Source organism: Treponema sp. OMZ 805, from assembly GCF_050937395.1.
Taxonomy (GTDB): domain Bacteria; phylum Spirochaetota; class Spirochaetia; order Treponematales; family Treponemataceae; genus Treponema.
The window spans coordinates 206,251-227,373 of record NZ_JACCLP010000001.1 but is presented as its reverse complement, the minus strand read 5'-3'; the positions used below and the strand labels follow the sequence as shown (position 1 = coordinate 227,373).

Sequence of the window (21,123 nt, the reverse complement as noted above, 5' to 3'; positions counted from 1 at the left end):
TAAGTATTGCAGCTAAAGATATTACTCCTCTTGTTCTTCGATAAATGCCTTGGCCGCGGCAACTACCTCGTCGGCAATTTTACCGGATATCGGATCGTAGTGATCAAACGACATCTCGAATGAGCCGGTGCCGCTGGTCATCGACCGTAAATCGATAGCGTAGCGGAGCAGTTCTTTGTGCGGTACTTGTGCGCGAATTTCTTCAATACCATTTGCAAGCTGGGATTGACCGAGAATGCGTCCGCGGCGTGAAGAAAGATCACTCATAATATCGCCGAGGTAGGCAGTTTCCACGTAGACCGTTAAATTCATAATCGGTTCCAACAGAATCGGCCCCGCATTGCGCATTGCATTTTTAAATGCGTTTCGGGCGGCGATCTTAAAGGCCATTTCCGAAGAGTCTACCGGATGCTCTTTACCGTCCAATACCGTCGTACCGACATCGACAACGGGATAACCCGCCATAACGCCGTTTTCCATCGCTTCTTTTACACCCTTTTCGACACCGGGAATGTAACCCTTGGAAATCGCCCCGCCGAATACCGCGTTGGTAAAGCTGTATTTTGCACCACGCTCCAGCGGTTCAATCGCCAGTACGACCCGCCCGAACTGACCGTGTCCACCCGACTGTTTCTTATGCGTATATTCTGCCTGCGCTTTTTGGCGGATAGTTTCGCGGTAGGCGATGCGGGGAATAGAAGTTTGTACTTCAATCTTTGTCTGCTTTTTAATGCGGTCAAGCACGATAGAGGTATGCAAGTCTCCCATGCCGGAGAATACATTCTGCTTTGTTTCGGGGTTGTAGACAAAAGAAAGCGTCATGTCTTCTTCGCAGGCGCGAAGCAGCTGTTCCCCGAGCTTGTCGTCGTTTTTCTTATCGACGGCGGCTACCGCAAGCGAATAGATAGGATCGGGATTACGCAGTTTCACAAACGGCGGGCAATCTTGAGAGGCGGCAAGGGTATCGTTGGTTTTTGCTGCCGCGAGTTTAACCGCAACGCCGACATCTCCGGCTACAAGTTCCTTTACTTCGGTCAGTTTCTTTCCCGCAGCACGGTATAACTTACCGACGCGTTCTTTCTTTTGTTCATTGATGTTATATACTTCCGCGTCCGATACGAGCGTACCGGTAATAACTTTGATGTATGAAAGCCTCCCCGAAAACTGGTCGTTTGCGGTTTTAACGATAAAGCCGGAGAATGCAGGTTCCGGATCGATTTTGATGGTACACTCTTCTTCACCCTTTACTGCGCGTTCCAAACAACCGGCCGGAGAGGGTAAAATCTCTGTGATAAAACGTAAAATCGCCGTTAAACCGAGTCCCATTTGCGCGGCTCCGGCAAAGATCGGCACGATTCTATTGTTTTTCATCGCAAGTGTGAGTCCTTTCGCAATTTCATCGCTGCTGAGTTCTCCTTCGTCGATGAACTTTACTAATAAATCTTCATCGCCTTCCGCGGCTGCCCCTGCGAGTACCTCGCGCATTTCTTCATATTGTTTTTTTGCCGAATCGGGAATAGGTATTTCCTTTTCTTTACCGTTTGAATCTGTTTGATAAGCAACACCGTGCAGGACATCGACGATCCCTGTAAGATCGGCGCCTTTGCCGATAGGAAAGGTAACCGCAAATACATCAGCCTTAAACTGAGTTTTGACATCCTGCATTGCATGATCGAAATCGGCGCGGTCTTCATCCATCTTATTGACAAACACCAAACGGGGTTTATTCCGGCGGTCAAGGTCGCGCCAGTATTTAATGGTTTCAATCTGTACTCCCGATTTTGCATCGAGTACCATCAATCCCGTTTCCGCCGAGCGGAAAGCTGCAATAACTTCACCCATAAAGTCAGAAGAACCGGGTGTATCCCAAAAATTGATCACCATATCGTTCCAGTTCATCGACACCAGCGCCGAATATATCGAAATTTTTCGCTCTATTTCTTCGGGCGTGTAGTCGCTGAGCGTTTTACCGCCTGCAACCGTTTCCGCCCGTGCAATTGTACCCGTTACTGCCGCAAGATTTTCAATAAGCGTTGTTTTGCCGGACTGTCCATGCCCTGCAATCGCAATTGTTCTTATATTTTCTGTTCCAATTCCCATCACGAAGCTCCTCTTATGATGTTAAAAATATTTATATATATTGTAAGGGCTAGTGATAGGAGTTGTCAAGGAAATAATAGAGAACTGTCATTCGTTTTTTCTGTGATCTACATCTTTATAAACTTTCATATTCTCACGTTTTCCGATTCCCCAAATTTCTATGATTTCTACTTTTTCCGGAGTCAGAAGTCGATAAACAATACGAACACTTTTTCCACAGGCATAAAGTTTATAAAAACCTGTTAAATCCATATCAGCTTTATTGCCTAATGGAAAACCAAGAAAAGGATTTTTATCAAGTTTTACGAATTTTTTATCAACCTCAATTTTGATACTGCCATCCAAATTATTATATTCTTCAGCAGCTTCCGGAATTAATTGGATTTTTTCGAATTGCTCTCGTTTTTCTTCCCATTTTTTTGTCATTATTTATTTCTCAACGATGACAAGCTGACTGTCTTTGAAGAATCATAATGCTTCAGTCTGTCTTGAACCATCGAAAAAATTTCTTTATGTTCTGCAAGTTCTTCTAATTCTGAAAGTTTTTCGTAACGGTCGAATGGAATCATAACAGCTTCCATAACATTGTTTTTCATAATAAAAATCGGCTGTTTGTCTTCAGAAATCTTTCTGACAGTCTGCGTAAGAGTTTTCTGCAACAAGGTTATCGGCATAATTTGAGCAGTTTCCACTAACATTTCAGCATCTCCTAAATATATAATAATACATATTTTTCTATATAGTCAAGTATTACCTATAAAATTATGTTGCACTATAGTCAAAATGATTTGATGCGTTTACCCTTTAAAATCCAAGCCGAGTAGGTAGGTTTCGAAGCTGCTGCGGCGGCATGCTTCCGGTTTAAAGGCGCGGGCGGTTTTAAACAACTTCCGCATCTGCTGTAGGTATTGCTGCTCGCTGCCGCCTTGAAATATTTTAACGACAAAGCTGCCGTGAGCTTCAAGTTGTGTTTCGGCATAGTAAAGCGCCATATCGACAAGGGCGGCAGAGCGGGCAGTGTCGACGGTTTTATTGCCGGTGGTTGCGGGCGCCGCATCGCAGATAACGGAACGGTAGGGGCCGCAGCTTTTTACCGCAGCAGCCATGGCCGCCGCTGTCAGATCCCCTTGGAAAAACGAAAGCCGCATATCCTGTATCGACTCCGAAAGCGGCTGTAAATCAACTGCGCACACGCGCCCTTCCGGAGAAAGAAACCTAAGCAAAAACGTTGTCCAGCTTCCCGGCGCGGCGCCGAGGTCAAGCACGCTGTCGTTTTTTCCAAATAGATTAAACTTTTTTTGCATTTCTTCCAATTTATAAACCGACCGCGCAGGATAGCCTTCCGCAAAAGCCTTACGCGACCAATAGTCCGGTTCCCGATACTGATTTCCCATGTGTTCCTTTTTGTTTACTCAAAAAAGTGCAAAGGTATCGAAAGAGTGAATCAATATCGCAGAATAATAGAGGTTGGGCGACCATTTGAGCCGCAAAGCGGCGAAATTTTGGTTGAACAACCCCTATTTATTCTGCGGGCTATATTTAGAAACTATTCGATGCCTTTGCACTTTGCTAGAGTAGTTCTCTATCAATAAAATATGAAGTATAATAGTAGTATGAATGATGAATTTAAGCAACGGCTTGAAAAAATTGAAGGCGCCCTGCGCACTGCATTTTTGCCCGATGTACCGGAGTCCGCTACGGAACAAAATCCTATTGCACTTCTATCCGCTCCATGCGCCTCGTTGGTATCCGGCGGCGGAAAACGCTGGAGACCGCTGCTCACTGTTCTTGCCTATCAGCTTGCAGAGGGCAAAAACGAGGATATCTACACACTTACGCCGCTGGTCGAAGGAATCCATACGGCAAGTCTTATTCATGATGATATAGAAGACAATTCAGAACTGCGCCGGGGAAAGCCTGCCGCTTACGTAGCCTACGGACTCGATTCGGCACTTAATTCGGGCAGCTGGCTTTACTTTCGAGCATTGCAATCGCTTGAAAGCTATCAGGCTCCTGCAAGCATAAAGCTCGATTTATATGGCGCAGCGCTTACGCATATCCGAGCCCTGCATGAAGGACAGGCGCTCGATATCCACTGGCATCGGACTGCCGGTTTTTTTCCTTCGCGGCAGGATTATGAACGAATGATCAGTTTAAAGACAGGGGCGCTTGCCGCACTTGCCGCCTATACCGGTATGCGCGCTGCCGGAAAAGAAGATGAAGAAAGCCAATCTTTTGCAGCGCTTTTTACAAGGGTTGGAGTCGGCTTTCAGATACTCGACGATGTAAAAAATATCAGCACGGGAAATGCCGGAAAAAAACGCGGCGACGATATTGTAGAAGGAAAAAAGAGTATGCCCGCAATACTGCATATCGAAAAACATCCCGAAGATGCGGCAGCTCTTACCGCTTATTTTGAGCAGGCGCGGCGAGAAGGTATTGATTCCCCTGCGGTAGAAAAAGCGATTGCGTTGTTGAGTTCAAGCGGTTCGATTGCCGATGCGGAAATGCAGGGAAAGAAAAAGATCGATTCCGTACTGGAGCAGCTTGACACACGGTACGGCAGCACGGTAAAAGAGATGTTTGAAGCGCTTTTTAACCTTATGCAGGGACGGAAAACTTTTTAAAAATCGATAACTGTTTAAAGCCCATAGCATCTCTAAAGACTCGGTTTAGCTTTTTAGAGATGCCCTGTAATCAACAGCCCCGGCGCAAGCATCGGGGTATTAAACTCTCCACACGAATAAAAATCCGAGTGATAACCCGTTTTCCTACCCCCGCGCCAGCGCTCCCATCGGATCCCATGGTTCAAGCTGAACAAGCGGCTGTTTTAAGGCGTCGAGCCATTTTTGATCGACAAAGGTCTTTTCTACCATAATCTGATAGGTATACTCATCGAACCATGCATCGGACATCGAGAACATTCCCTTTTTGCCTGATTCGTCGCCCCACGAATTTTCTACCTGCCATTTAATCGGCTTTCCTAATTTATCCAGATCAACGCCGGTCAATACCATTGCGTGGGTAAGAAGGCTGTCGCCGTAATCGAGCCGTTCCGCTTTGGTGAATTCAGGTAATTCGCCGAGCGTTTTAGCGTAGAGGTATACTTCCGTGTCCATAATACCTTCGGGGCGGCAGATATACGGACCCATATCGCAACCGAACCAGACCGGCTTACCGGCTTTAATCGATTCGATAGCTGCCGTTTTAAGCACGTCAATCGGCACGTTGATGTAGTGAATCGGCTCCGCTTCTTTTACGGTGCCGAGGAATTTTACCGTGTAGGCTCTGCCGTAAGGCTTATCCGCCGTGGGCGCATTGATTAAGCTGATTTTATTGTTTAAATCCCAACCGACATACTCTTTAAAGAACTGCTGCGGGGTAATCTGCTCCGCTTTATGAAACTTCTTATCCTTATCGCGGCATTCAAAGTCGAATACGCGGGGAGGCTCGCCGAGCGCCTTAACCAAAAAGCTGTATACATGTGAAAGATAGGTTTCCTTGTCTGCGCGGAGCTCTTTGACGGACTTTCCCGCCTTGTGCCCATCCCGCAGCAGCTGTGCGTATTTACGGAGACGATGGGTTAATTCGGCAACAAAGAAGCGCGTGTCGGAAGAATGGAAGGTTTCGGGCATCACATCCTTAGGCACGGCGCCGTATTTTTGCAGAATACCGGAGAACATATCCCACTGTCCGCCGTCCTGAATAGGATTGGCCAGCAAATGCGCGAGCAGCCGTCCTTCGAGCGGTTCGTCAAGGGTCTCCAAAATGCTTTCAAAAAAGTAATTGGATTTTTCGAGTTTATCCCAAAATAGCGTGTAGTTCTGGGAAAGCTCGAAGGTTTCCAAGTTGAGCTTTTTCATTATTTCTACACGGGCTGCATTCAACGAAGCAAACATCCAGCAGCGGCCGCTCTTCTTTTGATTGGTAATTTCTCCACGCTCCGTTTCGTGCGAAAAACAAAAATTGTGGCGGCGGCGGACATCATAGTTAAACGATGCATCCTCGATGCCGCTCTTAGCGACAGCCCCTGCAATAACCGTATTCGACGGCTCTGCGCGATAGTCGCGCTCAAACTTTTTTAAAAGTTCCGGTGAAATATTCATATATACCTCCTCGCTTTAATCAGCACTTCCTTAGTATACCATATTGCGGTTAGCTTTCCGCTTCCCGATAATTAAAAAAAATAGGATATGTTTTTACGGTGCCATCGATAATTCTTTCTATACGGCGGTTGTCCCAGCCGGAGGCAGGTTCTTTTCCGAAAAAGCTTTTCCCAGCAAAATAGGCACAATCATAGAAGAAACAATAATCAGCAAAATAACCGGTGCAAAATATTCAGCCTGAACCATACCGACAGCGAGTCCCTTTTGAGCTACGATGAGAGCCACCTCACCGCGCACCATCATTCCCAGCCCTATCTGGAGCGATTCCTGCCGCTTAAAGCCCAAAGCCAGTGCCGAACCGCCGCAGCCGATTATTTTGGTGATACAACCGACAAGCACAAAGGCGATCGAAAACCATATCAAGCTCATATTCAGTCCGCTTAAGTCCGTTTTAAGTCCTATAGCAGTAAAAAAGAGTGGGCTAAAAAACATATACGAATTGATGTCTATTTTTCTCTCCATATAGGAGGCATCATGCAAATTGCAAAATACAACCCCTGCAACATAAGCCCCGGTAATATCGGCGATACCGAAGAAACGTTCGGTACAGTAGGCAAAAATCAACGCGACTCCCAACCCGTAAATCGGAATACGCTGGGAATGCGGGTGCCGGCCATCATACCATTTAAAAATTCGGTAAATCAGATATCCCACAACCAACGAAGCGGCAAAGAATGCTGCCGTTTTTATCATAAGCCCGAGGTAGTCGCCCTTACCGGAACTTGCACCGAGGACAACCGTTAATACAATGATACCGAATACATCATCGATGATTGCAGCGCTGATAATTGTTTGACCGACTTCCGAATTTATTTTCCCTAACTCTTTCAATGCAACGACGGTAATACTGACCGAAGTTGCCGTTAAAATAGTACCGATGAACAGCGCCTGATAAAATACCGGTGTCCCGAAGCCGTCAAACCCCCAAAAACCTAACGCCATAACCGTACCTAAAACCAATGGTACGATAACACCGCATGCAGCAATCACGGTGGATTTTACACCGGATTTAACAAGCGATTTTAAATTAGTTCCCAAGCCGGCGGAGAACATAATCAGGATAACGCCGATTTCGGACATATATTCGATAAACTGGTTGGTTTCAGCGTAGATAATATTCGGTTCGACCCCGCCGAAGTTACGGAAAAAAGGTAGATAGCGTAAGAAAAGTCCTGCAACAATTTCCCCTGCAACCTGCGGAATATTGATTTTTTTAGCAAGAAGTCCCAGATACTTTGCAGCGATAACGATAATTCCAATGGAAAGAACAATTTGCAGCGCGATTTCTTCAATCGGTATTTCCTTAGCAGACATAAACAACTCCCATAAAAAGTCAAGAAGAAAGTATCAACTTTCGATTGACTTTTTACGCACGTTCGCAACGAAGCGAGAACGTGCAGATGATATACAAGTTTGCGTTTGAGCAAACTTGTGTAAATAAAAGTCGTGCTATCTGTACGGCTTTTATTTACACTCCTCGAATTAACCGGCGTTTCCCGATTCTGAGGGCATATTATAGTTAAAAAGCAAAGGAACCGCAAGATTTCCAAAACTGTCTGATGCCCTTTGCCGCCGCCGTAATATTGACAATCGGACAAAGATATATAAATATGTCAATATGAAGATATATATGAAATCAAAAAAAATTCCGTATATTGGTCTACTGTGTTCCATTCTTTTCCTCTGCGTTGCCTGTAAGGATAATGCCTTTATACGGCGGATGCAGGATATGGAAATGGGTGTCAAAAACCCCTCTTCTATAGAAGAATTGGAATCGGCCATAAAAAAATATCAGGGAAAGGTCAATGAGATACTGACTATGGAGCAGCGAGTCGGCATTTGGTACAAAATTCTCGGCCGCCGATACATGGATAAAAAGATGTACAAAAAAGCGATTGAAGCCTTCCGCAGCGCATTGGAATACTTCCCGGAAAATCAACATGTATTTTATCAAATCGGCGTATGTGCCGCTATTATCGCAAAAAGCACCCTCGATTACCCGAATATGAGCCTCGACGAGCGGCGCTCATATTTTGACCTGTCGGTTTCCGCCTATAAGCGCGCGGTGGAGCTTGACCCCACCTATACGCGGGCGGTGTACGCGCTGTCCGTTCTCTATGTCTTTGAATTGAACCGGCCGGAAGATGCCATCACAATTATGGAACCGGTTGCCGCCCGCGAAAAAAAGCCGCTGGACTCCCTGTTCATCCTCGGGCGCGCTTATTACATGACCGGTCAATATGAAAAAGCGATTGCCGCCTACGACCGCATTATCAAAACGAGCGGGAGCGCCGAACAGCGCGCCGACGCCGAACGGAATAAAGCTTTTGTAGAAAATGCGCGGCGCTAAGGCTTTGACGGTCGGCTATGCGGTAATAAGCAGTAAACAACAGGATTCTCACATACTTTGATGAACACAACAACCGATTCCGAAAAGCGGAAACTCTACATAGCCCTCTCTTATTGCTCTTTTCTCAAAGGCAGCGAGAGGCTTTTACTTGCCCGCACGCTTGACACTTCGCAAGCACTTACAGTAAGTTCAATAGATACGCTCAGCCGGATGATACAGCGACCACTCCGCACGCGCAGTTATAAACCCGAACAGCTGCCGCAGGCAGTGGAAAGAGCCGAGTCGCTGATGAAGTATTGCCGAATCAACATGACGTTTTACGATGATCCCGACTTCCCTCCCCTGCTGCGGGAAATCCCCGATGCGCCTTTCTTGCTATACTACCGCGGCGTCTTACCGCAAGCCGATACGCCCGCAGTAGCAATTGTCGGTACGCGCCGCCCGACAGGGAACGGCATTAAAGCGGCACTGCAGCTAGGCACCGAATGCGGGCACGCCGGTATTCCCGTTATTTCGGGGCTGGCACGCGGCATCGACACTTTTGCTCATCGGGGAGCCTTGGAAGGTGGCGGCCTAACGACAGCTGTACTCGCCTGCGGGCTTGACCGGCTCTATCCGCAGAGCAATGCACGGCTCGCAGGCCGGATACTCGAAACGGGCGGATGCATCCTCAGCGAATATGCGCCCGGGGAACTGCCGCTTGCCTATCGCTTTCCGCAGCGTAACCGAATCATTTCGGGGTTAGCCCGCGCAACCGTTGTCGTCGAAGCGCCGACAAAATCGGGAGCGCTCATTACGGCTGACTTTGCCCTTGAGCAAGGACGCGACGTGTGCATATACGGCGGACTGCAGGATTCCGTGCAGAATACCGGCTGTAAAAAACTTGCTGAGGACGGGGCAATTCCGGTTGAACATGCCGGCGACCTTTTACGCGAATGGGCAAACCCAACTTTGCAATATTTGCAGAGAGAGCAACAGACACAACTACCTTTGTTTTAAGAAAGGAGCACGATAAATGGCGAAAAAAACCGCGGCAAAAACGAAAAAAACAAACTTGATTATCGTAGAATCGCCGGCAAAAGCAAAAACAATCGAAAAATATTTGGGCAACGGCTATACGGTTAAGGCTTCGATGGGGCACTTGATCGATTTACCGAAGTCTCGTATCGCAATCGATATCGAGCACGGCTTCCAGCCCGAATATATCACCGTACGAGGTAGAGCCAAGTTACTCAAAGAACTGCAGCAAGATGCAAAGAACGCCAAACACGTCTTTCTCGCCAGTGATAATGACCGCGAAGGGGAAGCTATCGCCTATCACCTCTGCCATGCGATACGGGAAAAATGCGAAAATGTGCCGATAAACCGTATCGTCTTTAACGAGATCACCCCGCAGGCAATTAAAACCGCCGTGCAAAATCCTATGGATATCGACGAGGCAAAGGTCAACGCGCAAAAAGCCCGCCGCGTACTCGACCGGCTTGTCGGCTATAACCTTTCGCCCCTGCTCTGGCAAAAAGTAAAGAACGGACTTTCCGCAGGGCGGGTACAGTCGGTTGCGCTGCGCCTCATCTGTGAACGGGAAGCGGAGGTGGAAAATTTTATCCCCGAAGAATTTTGGACGCTGGAAGGCGCCTTTAAAAAAGGAAAAACCACCTTTGATGCCCAGCTCGCGTTATATAAAGGAGAAAAACCTGCGTTAAAAAATGAGCGTGAAGTACAGGCTATCATTGATGTATTGAATGGAAAAGAAGCAACGGTTACCGATGTCAAAAGCACCCAAAAGACCATCCATCCTAAACCTCCATTCACAACCTCTACGATGCAGCAAACGGCAGCGAATCGGCTCGGCTTTACCTCCCGTAAAACAATGCAGATTGCGCAGCAGCTGTACGAAGGTATTGCCGTCGGTTCAAGCCGCGTCGGGTTAATCACCTATATGCGTACCGACTCTGTGCGTATCTCCGACGTTGCCCTTGCGGAAGTCCGCAAGTGGATCGGCGAGCAGTATCCCGCCTATCTACCGGAAAAAACCAATTTTTACAGCGTCGGCGCAAAAGCGCAGGATGCCCACGAAGGTATCCGCCCCACATACTGTAGTTATACGCCCGACTATCTGAAAGACTACCTCAACCGCGACCAGCTGCGCCTCTATACCCTTATCTGGGAACGCTTTACCGCAAGCCAGATGACCGGCGCAAAGACGGAAACGCTCAGCTATGAAATTTCCGCCGGAGATGCGGTCTTTAGAACGGTTTCTACCAAGGTAACGGACAAAGGCTTCTACGCCGTGCTCAATCTTCTCCTTTCAAAAGAAGAAAAAGGCAAGGCATTGCCGGCGTTAAAAACCGGCGACACCCTGACGGTGGACAGCCTTACGCCCGAACAGCACTTTACGCAGGGGCCAGCCCGTTATACCGATGCAAGTATCGTTAAAATGCTGGAACAAAAAGGCATCGGGCGCCCGTCGACTTATGCACCGATTATTTCGGTACTGCTCGACCGCTACTACGTCAACCGCTCCAATAAGCAGCTTGTTCCCACCCAGCTCGGTAGAATAATCAATGATCTTTTGGTGGAAAACTTCAACGATGTTATCGACGTCAACTTTACCGCCGGTATGGAACAAAAACTGGACGAAATAGAAGAACACAATGCCGACTGGTCAAAGATTATCGGCTCATTTTATACCCCGTTCATCACGCAGGTGGATTCGGTGACGGCGCATTTAGGCAGTTTGAAAGGGAGCCTCGATGAGCCGACAAACTTTACCTGCGAAAAATGCGGCAAAAGGATGATGAAAAAACTCGGCCGCTTCGGTTTTTTCTTGGCGTGCGAGGGCTTCCCCGAATGCCGCAATACCAAATCCATTCCGTTGGCAAAGTGTCCGCGTCCCGGCTGCGGCGGGGACATCGTATCCCGACGGGCAAAAGGACGGGGCAAAGAGTTCTTCGGCTGCACAAACTTTCCGAAATGCAATTTTATCTCTCATTTTAAGCCTATCAACTCGGCGTGCCCCAAATGCGGCTGGTTCATGGTAGAAAAATACGACAAAAAGAACGGCAGCTATAAGGCTTGCGTCAATCCCGACTGCGATTACCTGCACAGCGTTGTCGAAGGTGTGGAAGACAGGGATATCGAATAGCCGATGGATCAGGTCTTTGAAGACTACCTCGCCTATAGCGCGGGCGTGCGGCATTTTTCCGAAAAAACAATTGAAGCGTACCGGAACGATCTCAAGCTTTTTTCCGATTGGCTTGCGGAAAATGAAATTCCCTTTACCGAGGTTACCAAAACACAAGTACGCATCTTTGTTGCAGACCTCGGCAACCGGCATTTTGCTCCAGCAAGCGTCAACCGTACCCTCTCCTGCATACGGGGACTGTACCGCTATGCCCTGCAGAAAGGACTCTGCACAACAAACCCCGCCGCGCTTATCCGCAACCTCAAACAGCCGGACAAGCTGCCCCGATTCCTCTTTCCCGACGAAGCGGAGCGCTTTTGCGAATTTCCCAAAGAAGCGGGCATTTTATGGTACGCCCGCGATGCGGCGATCTTTTCGTCGCTCTATTCAACCGGATGTCGTGCGGCAGAGCTGCAAGGACTCAAAATAACGGATTTAAAGGGAGATTGCAGTTGGGCAATCGTGCGGGGAAAGGGCAGCAAAGAGCGCAAGGTGTTTTTTGCGGATTTCGCTCAAGAAGCGGTGCAGCGGTATTTAACGGAACGGGCGGAATTGATTGCCTATTTAAAAGAACAAGACGGTTTAAAAACTTCCATTGCGGAAGATGCGCTTTTTTTAAACTGCCGCGGCGGCGCGCTTACGACGCAGGGCATCCGGTATATCATCAACCGGTACACCGCGCTTCTCCCAAACTATAAAAAACTGACGCCGCACGCCTTCCGGCACAGCTTTGCCTCCATGTTCATCACGCGGGGAGCGGACATCCGGGTAGTGCAGGAACTGTTGGGGCACAGCAATATCACAACCACCCAACGGTACACGCATATCACGGCAGCCCAGCTCCAAGACCTGTATCACAAAGCCCACCCGCACGGGTAGGTATAGCCTATTTATTTTGCGGGGTGATTAAAAATCTGATGCGATTCCCTTCCTTTTGCGTAAAATTTTTCCCAAAATTTCACGTTTCTTTCCCTGCAGCAGGGTAATCGCATCAGACACTTATACATAAGAATCGCAGAATAATGAGGCTGTGAAACCATTTGAACCGCAAAGCGGTGAAACTCTGGTCGAACGGCCTCATTATTCTGCGGGAAATACAGCAAAACAGTTTGATGCGATTATCCTTATTAATCAATCACAACAGCGCCTTGGCGGAGTACGCGGGGAGTGCCGGAACTTAAATCCACAAGAGTAGAAGGAAGCCCCTCAAGATTACCGTCATCGACAATTAACGAAACGGAATCCTCAAATTCGCGGCAAATAGCTTCTATATCGGTAAGGGGCGGGGTTCCCGAACGGTTAACGCTCGTCGAATACACTGCATCCCCTGCTGCAGCGACAACACTACGCAGCCACTCATCTGCGGGACAGCGAAAGGCTTGAGTCCCCTGCCCTTTTAACGGTACGATAAGCGTGAGCGGCGCAGGCCACAAGTTCAAAATATGTTCGGGAATTTTTATATCGGTATAGCGGTAAATATCCGCCGGTTCGGCGATGAGAGCGATAAACGGTTTGTTTTCTTCTCTCCCCTTAATGCGGGCAATTGCTTCGGCAGTCTTTCCAATCAAACCGGAAAATCCGTAAATCGTATCCGTTGGAATAATGACGATATTTCCGCGCTTGAGTTCTACAGCAACGGCAGCGGCCGAATTAGGAGCTTTTTTTTGAATACGCATTTTTTTTGCTCACAATCATCTCGCACATAATAACGATAATACTCATGGAAACGGCAATCGTTTTACAAACTGCATCCGGCAAATAGCGGGGAGCTTCAATCAAGTATACGACACCGGCATCCTCGGTACGCTCCGCAGCGCCGGAAAAATTCATCAGTTTGATAAGCCGTTCGTTTTTTTGGACATAGCCTAATTCATGCGCATACACAGCAATGGTCTGAGGATCTGAGGATAAATTCGCGATACGGATATTCAGATCTTCCCCAATATCGGACAAAAGCTGCACATGTTGTACGAGAGCTTCACGCTGCCGTCTTAACTGACGGCATGCAAAAAAACCTCGTGCCCCAAAGCACATACTCAAAAAACTATAAACAAACGCAAATACGAAGATCGGCGTAATAACTTTCAAATAAAATTTCATAATCGCTTCTAATAACGGCAAAATAAATATTTTCTTGAATTTTATTTAAAATACGCTATAATAGAAAAGTGATGATATGTTTTCCAACCGATGGTCGACATTTTCTAAAAATGTGCACGGCTTTTCGAGGCGCCCTATAAGAGTTCCGCTCATGTTATATACAGGGAATGCCGATACATGTTATAATAACACCGCTTTCGTGGAGAAATATTTATGGATAATTTTAACAAAACCGACGATTTATATGATCCCAATTTTTCTATAGACAGTAAGAGCACTGAAAAATTAGACATGTATGGTGTATGGCTTAAAAAAAAGAAAGATACTATCGAACCGCTCGATTCGGACGATTTTCAATCGGCGAGCGCTTCCGGCATGGAAAACGACCAAGATACTATAAATTTTGATGATGATTTCTCATTTTCGGATATGGCTGCAGATACTGAAATGCCCGAACTTGAGGAGTTGAACGATACAAATACTTCAACCGAAATACCGCTGGAAACGCCTGATCCTTCATATACCGACAGTGATACTTCCGATATTGCACTTGACGAAAACAGTTTTGAGTCATTGGATTTGGATGACTTTTTGTCGGATGACAGCCCTACCGAAGCAGCGCCTAAAGAAACAGCTGATACTTTTGTTGAAGAAGAGCCGATAGATCTTGACTTTACCGAAATCACGGATGATACCGAAAAACATTCGGGCGACAATGAACCGCCGGCAGGTCTCGAAAACTTCAGTGAAATTTCTCTTGAAGATTTTGAAGATGCAGCTCCGTCTGAAAGCTCCGAATCGGACGACGACTTTGAGGTGGTCGATGATTTTGACGATATTCTCAAAGACGATACATCCGAAAGACAAGAAGCCGAACACAGCAAGCAAAAAGAAGATGCCGTTTTCGACATTGACGTTACAGCCGATGATGAAGCGACTAAAGAGCAGCCGCTTGCGGAGCTGTCCTCACAGGTTGTAGAAGATAACGTCGATATTCCGATTTTCGGTGCAGACGACAAACAATCACCCGATGCTGAAAAACCTGCTTTCTTTGATGATATTGAAGCTGTTAAACAAGATTTACTTTCAACACAACATGTCGCCGAACAGGAAAATGCGACAGCAAAACTCAATCCGGAAAAGGATTCAAAAGAAACTATGGACACAACAGTCGTAACTACTCAACGCACTGCCGCTGAACAAGATAAAGCAACCGAATTGCTGATGCAAATTGCTCATGAAATCAGCGATCTGAAAGCAGAGCTGAATAGCTTAAAAGTGGGTATGGCGGCTCACTCAAAAGCAATTTCCGAAACAGCGGTAAAAGATTCCGGTGACCACCAAGAAGACAAAGCCGCCGATGCGGAAAGTTCGGGCTTTTTCAGCGATGATGATACGGACGAAACGATTGCACTCACCGGTGATGAGTTAAATAATATCCTTATTACGGCGGATTTCACTGAAGAGCGGAACAGTGAAGATGAGGAGCGGGCGTCGACCGATGAGGAATCTTCCGCGGAAACAACCGAAACCTATGAAGTACCGCCTGTACTTACGAAAGATATTGATCCCGAAATGCAAGAAAAGCCCCCTGCCGACCACTCCTTTGAGGAGAGTATAGCGGAGCTTTCTTCAGAAGAGAGAAATAGCGATCATGAACCGGAGACGGAAGGGGAAAAACTCCTTGCATCCGATCCGGTCTTTAATGTAGAGCCTTCCCCCATTACATCGTTGCCGGAAGATCTCAGTTACCTTGATGATCAATCGGAAGTTACGGATGAAGATATGGGGCTTATTGATGGAGATACGGCAGATCAGCAAGAAGCCGCCGAGCTTGAGGATATCGAAGAAGCTGAGCCTGTGGATGACGAAACCGACTTTGAAGATATAAATATAGAATCCTTCGATATTCCCTCGGAGCAAGAGATTGAAGTTCCCGCTGAAGACATGAAACCGGTTGACACCAAAATGGCTGCTGGAGAAATAACAGATGACCGTACGATCCACGAACTTCAAAATGACGAAGATTTCCGAAACCCGTTTGCAGACGGTTCAACTACCGCCGAAGCGGAAATAAAAGAAGAAATTATTGAAGAACCTTTTATAGCCGAAGTTCCTGCAAGTGAGTCGGAAGAAATCGAAGAAGCCAAATCTGAAGATACGGAAGATACAATTGAAGAATTGGACGCAATCGCTGAAGATACAAGTTCCGATCTTGAGGCGGAAAAAGAAAGCGAAAAAGTTCCCGAAGAACCGAAGCAGGAAACATTGTTACAAGCTGCGAGTAAAAAGCAGGAAACCATTTCTATTCCATTGGAACTGAAAAATGAGATTAAATCGGTTCTTTCCTATATGGATCAACTGTTAGAGGCATTGCCCGAAAAGAAGATTGAAGAGTTTGCTAAGTCCGAATATTTTGAAACCTACAAGCACCTCTTTGAAGAATTAGGCATTTCCTAATCCGTATATTTCACTTCGCCGCTATGCAATTCCGCATAGCGGCCAACTGCCTTCCTCATGCTTCCTTTTCGTCTCCATTCAAAATACAACCCAAATAAAGAAGCGGAACAGTTTGCCGCTGCCATTGAAGGCAATCCTACCATTATTATCATAACGGAGCCGGGAGAATCCTACCTCGCGCCCGTACTGAAAGCACAATTTCCTTGTACAAAGCGTATTGCGGTGCGCTACAGCGAAACACTTTTTTCGGATTCCGATTATCTTTGGGATGCTGTCTGGCGGCCGGGAAACGGTAGTTTGCCTTTTTTTCTGCTGTCTCACATACCCGATGAACAATTGGCAGGAACCCGTTTTTTAAGCTGGAGGGCTGCCGATAAAGCTTTTCCAAATGAGGCAGATACGGTTTGGAAAAACATCCGGTATGCAATCGATATACTTACTAGTATCATGCACACCCGATCTTTCTTCGGAAATAAGTGGCTTAAAAACACCATCAATAATTTTATCGGCCTTGAACACCCTGCGACGCTGCATTTCGGCGAACGGGATTTTATCTTAGCCGGAGCAGGCCCGAGCTTAGAACAGCTTACCGCAGCTCAGGTAGCGCCCTACTCTATCCTTGCAGTATCATCAGCGTGCACAGCCCTTACGGCGCGGGATATCTCGATAGACCTCTGCATCGGTACCGACGCCGGCTACTGGGCATTGCCTCATTTTGATAGGCTGCCTGCAATAGTCCCTGTCGCCTTTCCACTCGAAGCGGCCGTTCCCGCATCGATATTAGAGACTCATCCATGCGTGCCGCTTTCCTACAATTCTCCGCTGGAAACAATGCTCTTTACGGCGGCAAACCTGCAACCGCTTGCAGCCCGAGAAAACGGCACGGTAACGGGAACGGCCTGCGAACTGCTGTTACGGCATACAGACCGAAACATCATACTCGCCGGCGTCGATTTGGCAGCTGCAAAAGGTTTTACCCATGCACGCCCCCATGCAAGTATCGTACGCTTATTTGCTGCGGCGAATAGACTCCATCCGCTTGCAGATTCGCTTGCTGTCCAAAACTTTGCCGCGCAATCCCTTGAAACCTACCGGCAATGGTTTTTGCAGCTGCCGCCGGAATCCGCACGGAGACTTGCCCGCGCCGGTACGGGAGGAGCCCCGCTGCCAAATATCAAACCGATAGACCTAACAGCCCGCAGTTCCAATAACGCACAAACAGCAACACGGCTTTCGGCAGCCCCCCACCCTGCGCCTTCCCGCAATGAGCGCACACGGATTGCCCGCTCCCTGTTAAAGACACTGAATACCGAAATCCCTGCACTAATCGCAACGGAACCGGCGCGGCTCGCGACCGATGCTGCGGCACTTGAAAAACAGATATGCGTCTTATGCAGCTATACCGCTTATTGTAATGTGATAAAAAATCCTACGGATACAAAAGCGCAAACAAACTTAGCGGAACAGGTCAGCCGTGTACTCGGCTCGCTCATTAAAAGGATAAAAGCATGACGATCCTAGAGAAGAACCTTGCTGCGATAAACATCAAACAGCCGGAACTCGCAGAACATCTCCGGCGTGCTCAAATAGGGGCTGCTTATAAGGGTACTGCACCCGCAAAGACAGGGGAACCGGTGCCGCTCTTTGCATCGGGACAAGCGTTGCAGTCCCTCTATAATCCCGTACGGGAAGCAGAACGCACCGCTGCCGCGTTCTCCGTCGGCTTTATGCTTTTTTGCGGACTGGGGAACGGCATCCATATCAAACTTTTTTTAGATAAATCCTCCCAATCATTTTGTGCAATTACGGAATCCGATTACGAATCCTTCAAACAGCTGCTTTCGCTCATCGACTATACGGAGCTATTAGCCGACAGCAGGGTATTCCTTTTGCCGCCCTGTACCGATGCCGCTTTTGAAACCGCACTCGTAGCGGCTTATTTACCGGCTCTTCACGGCACCTTCAGCTATCACATCCTAAGGACATGGAGTGAACAGTATACAGCGCAAACAAAAGGTTTACCGGAGAAGATCGAGCACGCACTCGAAAAAATCAAAGCGGATTTTTCAGTTCAAGTTCATTTCGGGAAAATCTGGCTGCGCAATATTTTTTTAAATTTGCGCCTTGCAGGTTTCGTCAAACCTGCATACCCGTACACGGATACCAAGCGAACAGCGCTCATATTGGGGGCAGGCCCAAGCTTGGAAGAAGGATTGGTTCTGCTTAAGCAGCATCGGAAGCGGTACACGGTTTTTTGTACCGATACAGCCTTTCCCGCCGTATGCGCAAACGGTATTACACCGGAATTCTTCATCGCGATTGACCCGCAGCATATCTCATATCAGCATACCATCGGCGTTATCCCCAAAGAGACGATCGGCATTTTCGACCTTTCAGCTAACACAGCCGGAGCGCGCCGATTTTACGAAAACGGCAATGCCCTGTTCTTTACGGCAGGCGGGCACCCGCTCGTCCAAACAGCCGCACTTTTTTCTCCCATTCCGCCGCTTACCACGGGATCCGGCACCGTTGCCGTCGCTGCCTACCATGCGGCACAAGCGCTCGGTTACCGGCATATCGAATGCATCGGAATGGACTTTGCCTATACCGGCGGCACGGCGTATAGCCGAGGCACCTATCTTTCAGCCCAATATGCCGACGCTGCGATGCGCGTCATCTCGCAAGAGCACTCGTTTGTCCGCCTTATGTTCCGTACCGAAACCTACAGCGAACGGACATCAAAAGGCATCACCTATCGAACGCCGCTCTTGGATTCTTACAGGGCGGCTTTTGAAGCGGAAAAACACAGTATCATCCGCTGGCAACGGGCAGACTTTCAGCAATTCCCGTATACGGCATTCCTTGCATCCTTTACCGAAAACTTAAAACAAAACAGTCTGAATACCGTTATGCCGCTTCTTCCCGCACTTGCATGGTGTAAAGCCCATAGAAAAGGAAATTTGACCGATATGGAACTTGTATCGGAACTCATTTCGGAGTATACTGATTTATGATGAAAAAAATATTGATGTCGGTCTATGCCGCATGTGCATTGCTTGTTATTATTGGAAGTTTGCTATGGTTTGTTTTCACCCTTTACAGCGATTCCGCTGTGGGAAAAACGGAAGCGTTGAAGAACTTTAAGATATTTGCTCAGCATACCGGCGGAATTTTGTCGGAATCCATTCACGAGGCTGATTCTGCCCGGCTGCAAGTACAACTTGAGCAACTATGCCGTAACTACAGCAAATATGTTCAAGCAGTTTTAATTAGAGATAATGCCGGTATCGTATTTATCTGGCCGAAAAACACCGATATTTTTTCATATAATGAACAGTATATAGTCGAAGTAAAAAACCTACCGCTCTTTTTTACTGCTGCCCAAACACATATTCCGGTTAAAGAAATGGGTACTACCGTTACCGTCCATGCAGCGCTCCAAATGCTTCCGCTTGAAACGGTTTTTAACCGCGGTCAAATAGTATTCTTTTTATTACTGCTGATTGTGCTGATGACCGTTATAGTTCTGATCTTTTCGTACATTAACCCAAAATCTGTAGAAAAAAAATCAGCATTAAAAGATACAATTCGTGCTCCGGAAGCGGATATAACCGCTTTTGATGCCGTTCAACCCGATCTTCCCCTCGCTACAGCTGCTTGCGATAAAGAAGAAACCGCATCTTCAGCGAAAAATTTTACCGAAACGGACAATCCGGCTACCCTGCAGCAGGAGGATACGAGTACCTATAAAAACCATGCTCCCTTTAATGAAGAGCCGACGACGGGAGAACAAACAGTAAAGACGCATGAATTTGAACCTTCGTTGCCATTAGATGAACAACTGGAATCATTAAACCGTCTTCATATTTACGATGATGAACAGCCCCAACAAACCACGCCCGAGTCTCAGGAACACGCAGAACATATACAGCTTGACCACAGTACGATAGAGGAACTGGACGGCGCCGATACAGAGCAGCCGGTCTCCTCAAACACTGAACCGAATATTCAGAAAACAGCAGATACCTCGAAATCGGATGTCAACCAGAGCTTCGGCGCAGAAAACTACGGCTTCTTTGAAAATCATACCCACCCCCTAAAAGCGGTGGATGAAAGCCAAGAAGCAGCCAAACAACCGCCGATTACGACGTTTGAAAACACCCCGCTTTCGGATACAGCGCACAGCGATAGCCGTTCACTTGAACAGGCAACGCTCATCGAAGAATTGACCACCGCTATCACGGAAACCGCCGTTGCCGAAGAAGATTTAACGCTCATGCTGATCCATGCACCCGATCTTCCACATAATCAGCAAATTATCCATTTACTGCGTTCAACACTCGATCGTATTCATAAGATATTTATTTTTAATAAAGATACCCTCGGTATCATCATTTTTTATGCCCCCTTAGATCAGGCGATGCAAATTGCGAGCAGTCTCTATGATGAAATCCATGCGCTTTTAGATGCTTCCGCTAAAAAATCACTCGGTATCGGCCTTACTACAAGAGCAGGACGGCTTATTCCTGCTCCCCGCATGATCGAAGAAGCCTCGGCGGCAATCGGCAAGGCAACCGAAGAAGGTGGCGATCCCATTGTCGCCTTTCGAGTTAACCCGGATAAATACCGGCGCTGTCTCGCACGGTTAAACTAAGGGAGTGCTGATTAAAGCGAGGAGCGCATTTAATCAGTGTTTCCCTAACACAAATCATGCCGAAAGCCGGTTGACAGAGTAGTATTCTCTTATTATTATGCAGTTGCTG

The 21,123-nt window shown here is 47.4% G+C and carries 17 protein-coding genes; 9 read left to right on the top strand and 8 right to left on the bottom strand.

Features of this window, described 5'->3' with window-relative positions:
- Positions 1–21: 21 nt before the first annotated feature.
- The 4 genes from fusA to HGH47_RS00975 all read right to left on the bottom strand — a co-directional run bounded on the left by fusA (position 22) and on the right by HGH47_RS00975 (position 3,494).
- Complete coding sequence (gene fusA, locus HGH47_RS00990; RefSeq protein ID WP_212565138.1) at positions 22–2,100, bottom strand: elongation factor G; 2,079 nt, start codon at positions 2,098–2,100, stop codon at positions 22–24.
- An 87-nt stretch (positions 2,101–2,187) separates the two neighbouring features.
- Positions 2,188–2,526 carry a type II toxin-antitoxin system RelE family toxin gene (locus HGH47_RS00985; RefSeq protein WP_212565139.1) on the bottom strand — a complete coding sequence of 113 codons (339 nt, stop codon included), beginning with the start codon at positions 2,524–2,526 and terminating at the stop codon, positions 2,188–2,190.
- Positions 2,526–2,798: a hypothetical protein gene (locus tag HGH47_RS00980; protein ID WP_212565140.1), complete on the bottom strand. Its 273-nt coding sequence runs from the start codon at positions 2,796–2,798 to the stop codon at positions 2,526–2,528. Before HGH47_RS00980 ends, HGH47_RS00985 begins: the two co-directional genes overlap by 1 nt.
- A gap of 99 nt (positions 2,799–2,897) precedes the next feature.
- Complete coding sequence (locus tag HGH47_RS00975) at positions 2,898–3,494, bottom strand: SAM-dependent methyltransferase (RefSeq protein WP_212565141.1); 597 nt, start codon at positions 3,492–3,494, stop codon at positions 2,898–2,900.
- Positions 3,495–3,713: 219 nt separating this feature from the next.
- On the opposite strand from HGH47_RS00975, the gene HGH47_RS00970 reads away from it, so the two are divergent.
- On the top strand, positions 3,714–4,727 hold the full coding sequence (locus HGH47_RS00970; protein WP_212565142.1) for a polyprenyl synthetase family protein: 1,014 nt from the start codon (positions 3,714–3,716) through the stop codon (positions 4,725–4,727).
- A 144-nt stretch (positions 4,728–4,871) separates the two neighbouring features.
- Here the strand turns inward: HGH47_RS00970 and HGH47_RS00965 are convergent, their stop codons facing one another.
- Both HGH47_RS00965 and HGH47_RS00960 read right to left on the bottom strand, forming a co-directional pair.
- Positions 4,872–6,206 carry an aminopeptidase C gene (locus HGH47_RS00965; RefSeq protein ID WP_212565143.1) on the bottom strand — a complete coding sequence of 445 codons (1,335 nt, stop codon included), beginning with the start codon at positions 6,204–6,206 and terminating at the stop codon, positions 4,872–4,874.
- A 117-nt stretch (positions 6,207–6,323) separates the two neighbouring features.
- Entirely contained in the window at positions 6,324–7,580 is a 1,257-nt protein-coding gene (locus HGH47_RS00960) for a cation:proton antiporter (protein WP_212565144.1), read from the bottom strand.
- 316 nt (positions 7,581–7,896) lie between these two features.
- Between HGH47_RS00960 and HGH47_RS00955 the strand changes: the two genes are divergently transcribed.
- The 4 genes from HGH47_RS00955 to HGH47_RS00940 are packed head-to-tail and all read left to right on the top strand — an operon-like array spanning position 7,897 to position 12,679.
- Positions 7,897–8,616: a tetratricopeptide repeat protein gene (locus HGH47_RS00955; RefSeq protein ID WP_212565145.1), complete on the top strand. Its 720-nt coding sequence runs from the start codon at positions 7,897–7,899 to the stop codon at positions 8,614–8,616.
- A gap of 60 nt (positions 8,617–8,676) precedes the next feature.
- Positions 8,677–9,615, top strand: a complete 939-nt coding sequence (gene dprA / locus HGH47_RS00950; RefSeq protein WP_212565146.1) for a DNA-processing protein DprA — start codon at positions 8,677–8,679, stop codon at positions 9,613–9,615.
- 16 nt (positions 9,616–9,631) lie between these two features.
- Positions 9,632–11,761: a type I DNA topoisomerase gene (gene topA / locus HGH47_RS00945; RefSeq protein ID WP_432909750.1), complete on the top strand. Its 2,130-nt coding sequence runs from the start codon at positions 9,632–9,634 to the stop codon at positions 11,759–11,761.
- Positions 11,762–11,764: 3 nt separating this feature from the next.
- Positions 11,765–12,679, top strand: a complete 915-nt coding sequence (locus tag HGH47_RS00940) for a tyrosine-type recombinase/integrase (RefSeq protein ID WP_212565147.1) — start codon at positions 11,765–11,767, stop codon at positions 12,677–12,679.
- A gap of 248 nt (positions 12,680–12,927) precedes the next feature.
- Here the strand turns inward: HGH47_RS00940 and HGH47_RS00935 are convergent, their stop codons facing one another.
- Together HGH47_RS00935 and HGH47_RS00930 are read right to left on the bottom strand one after the other, a co-directional pair.
- Positions 12,928–13,476, bottom strand: coding sequence for an L-threonylcarbamoyladenylate synthase (locus tag HGH47_RS00935; protein WP_212565148.1), 549 nt, complete (start codon positions 13,474–13,476; stop codon positions 12,928–12,930).
- Positions 13,451–13,900 carry an FtsB family cell division protein gene (locus tag HGH47_RS00930; RefSeq protein WP_212565149.1) on the bottom strand — a complete coding sequence of 150 codons (450 nt, stop codon included), beginning with the start codon at positions 13,898–13,900 and terminating at the stop codon, positions 13,451–13,453. Before HGH47_RS00930 ends, HGH47_RS00935 begins: the two co-directional genes overlap by 26 nt.
- Before the next feature lie 213 nt (positions 13,901–14,113).
- Here HGH47_RS00930 and HGH47_RS00925 point away from each other — a divergent pair, with 213 nt between their 5' ends.
- Genes HGH47_RS00925 through HGH47_RS00910 form a run of 4 tightly spaced genes read left to right on the top strand, consistent with a single transcriptional unit; the run spans position 14,114 to position 21,014 of the window.
- Positions 14,114–16,360 (top strand): hypothetical protein, encoded by a 2,247-nt coding sequence (locus HGH47_RS00925; protein ID WP_212565150.1) that lies wholly within the window; start codon positions 14,114–14,116, stop codon positions 16,358–16,360.
- A gap of 57 nt (positions 16,361–16,417) precedes the next feature.
- The gene (locus tag HGH47_RS00920) at positions 16,418–17,872 is read left to right on the top strand and encodes a 6-hydroxymethylpterin diphosphokinase MptE-like protein (protein WP_212565151.1); all 1,455 of its coding nucleotides are present in this window, start codon (positions 16,418–16,420) and stop codon (positions 17,870–17,872) included.
- Entirely contained in the window at positions 17,869–19,374 is a 1,506-nt protein-coding gene (locus HGH47_RS00915) for a motility associated factor glycosyltransferase family protein (RefSeq protein WP_212565152.1), read from the top strand. The genes HGH47_RS00920 and HGH47_RS00915 overlap by 4 nt, the downstream gene beginning before the upstream one ends.
- Positions 19,371–21,014, top strand: a complete 1,644-nt coding sequence (locus HGH47_RS00910; RefSeq protein ID WP_212565153.1) for a diguanylate cyclase — start codon at positions 19,371–19,373, stop codon at positions 21,012–21,014. The genes HGH47_RS00915 and HGH47_RS00910 overlap by 4 nt, the downstream gene beginning before the upstream one ends.
- The last annotated feature ends 109 nt before the right edge of the window (positions 21,015–21,123 follow it).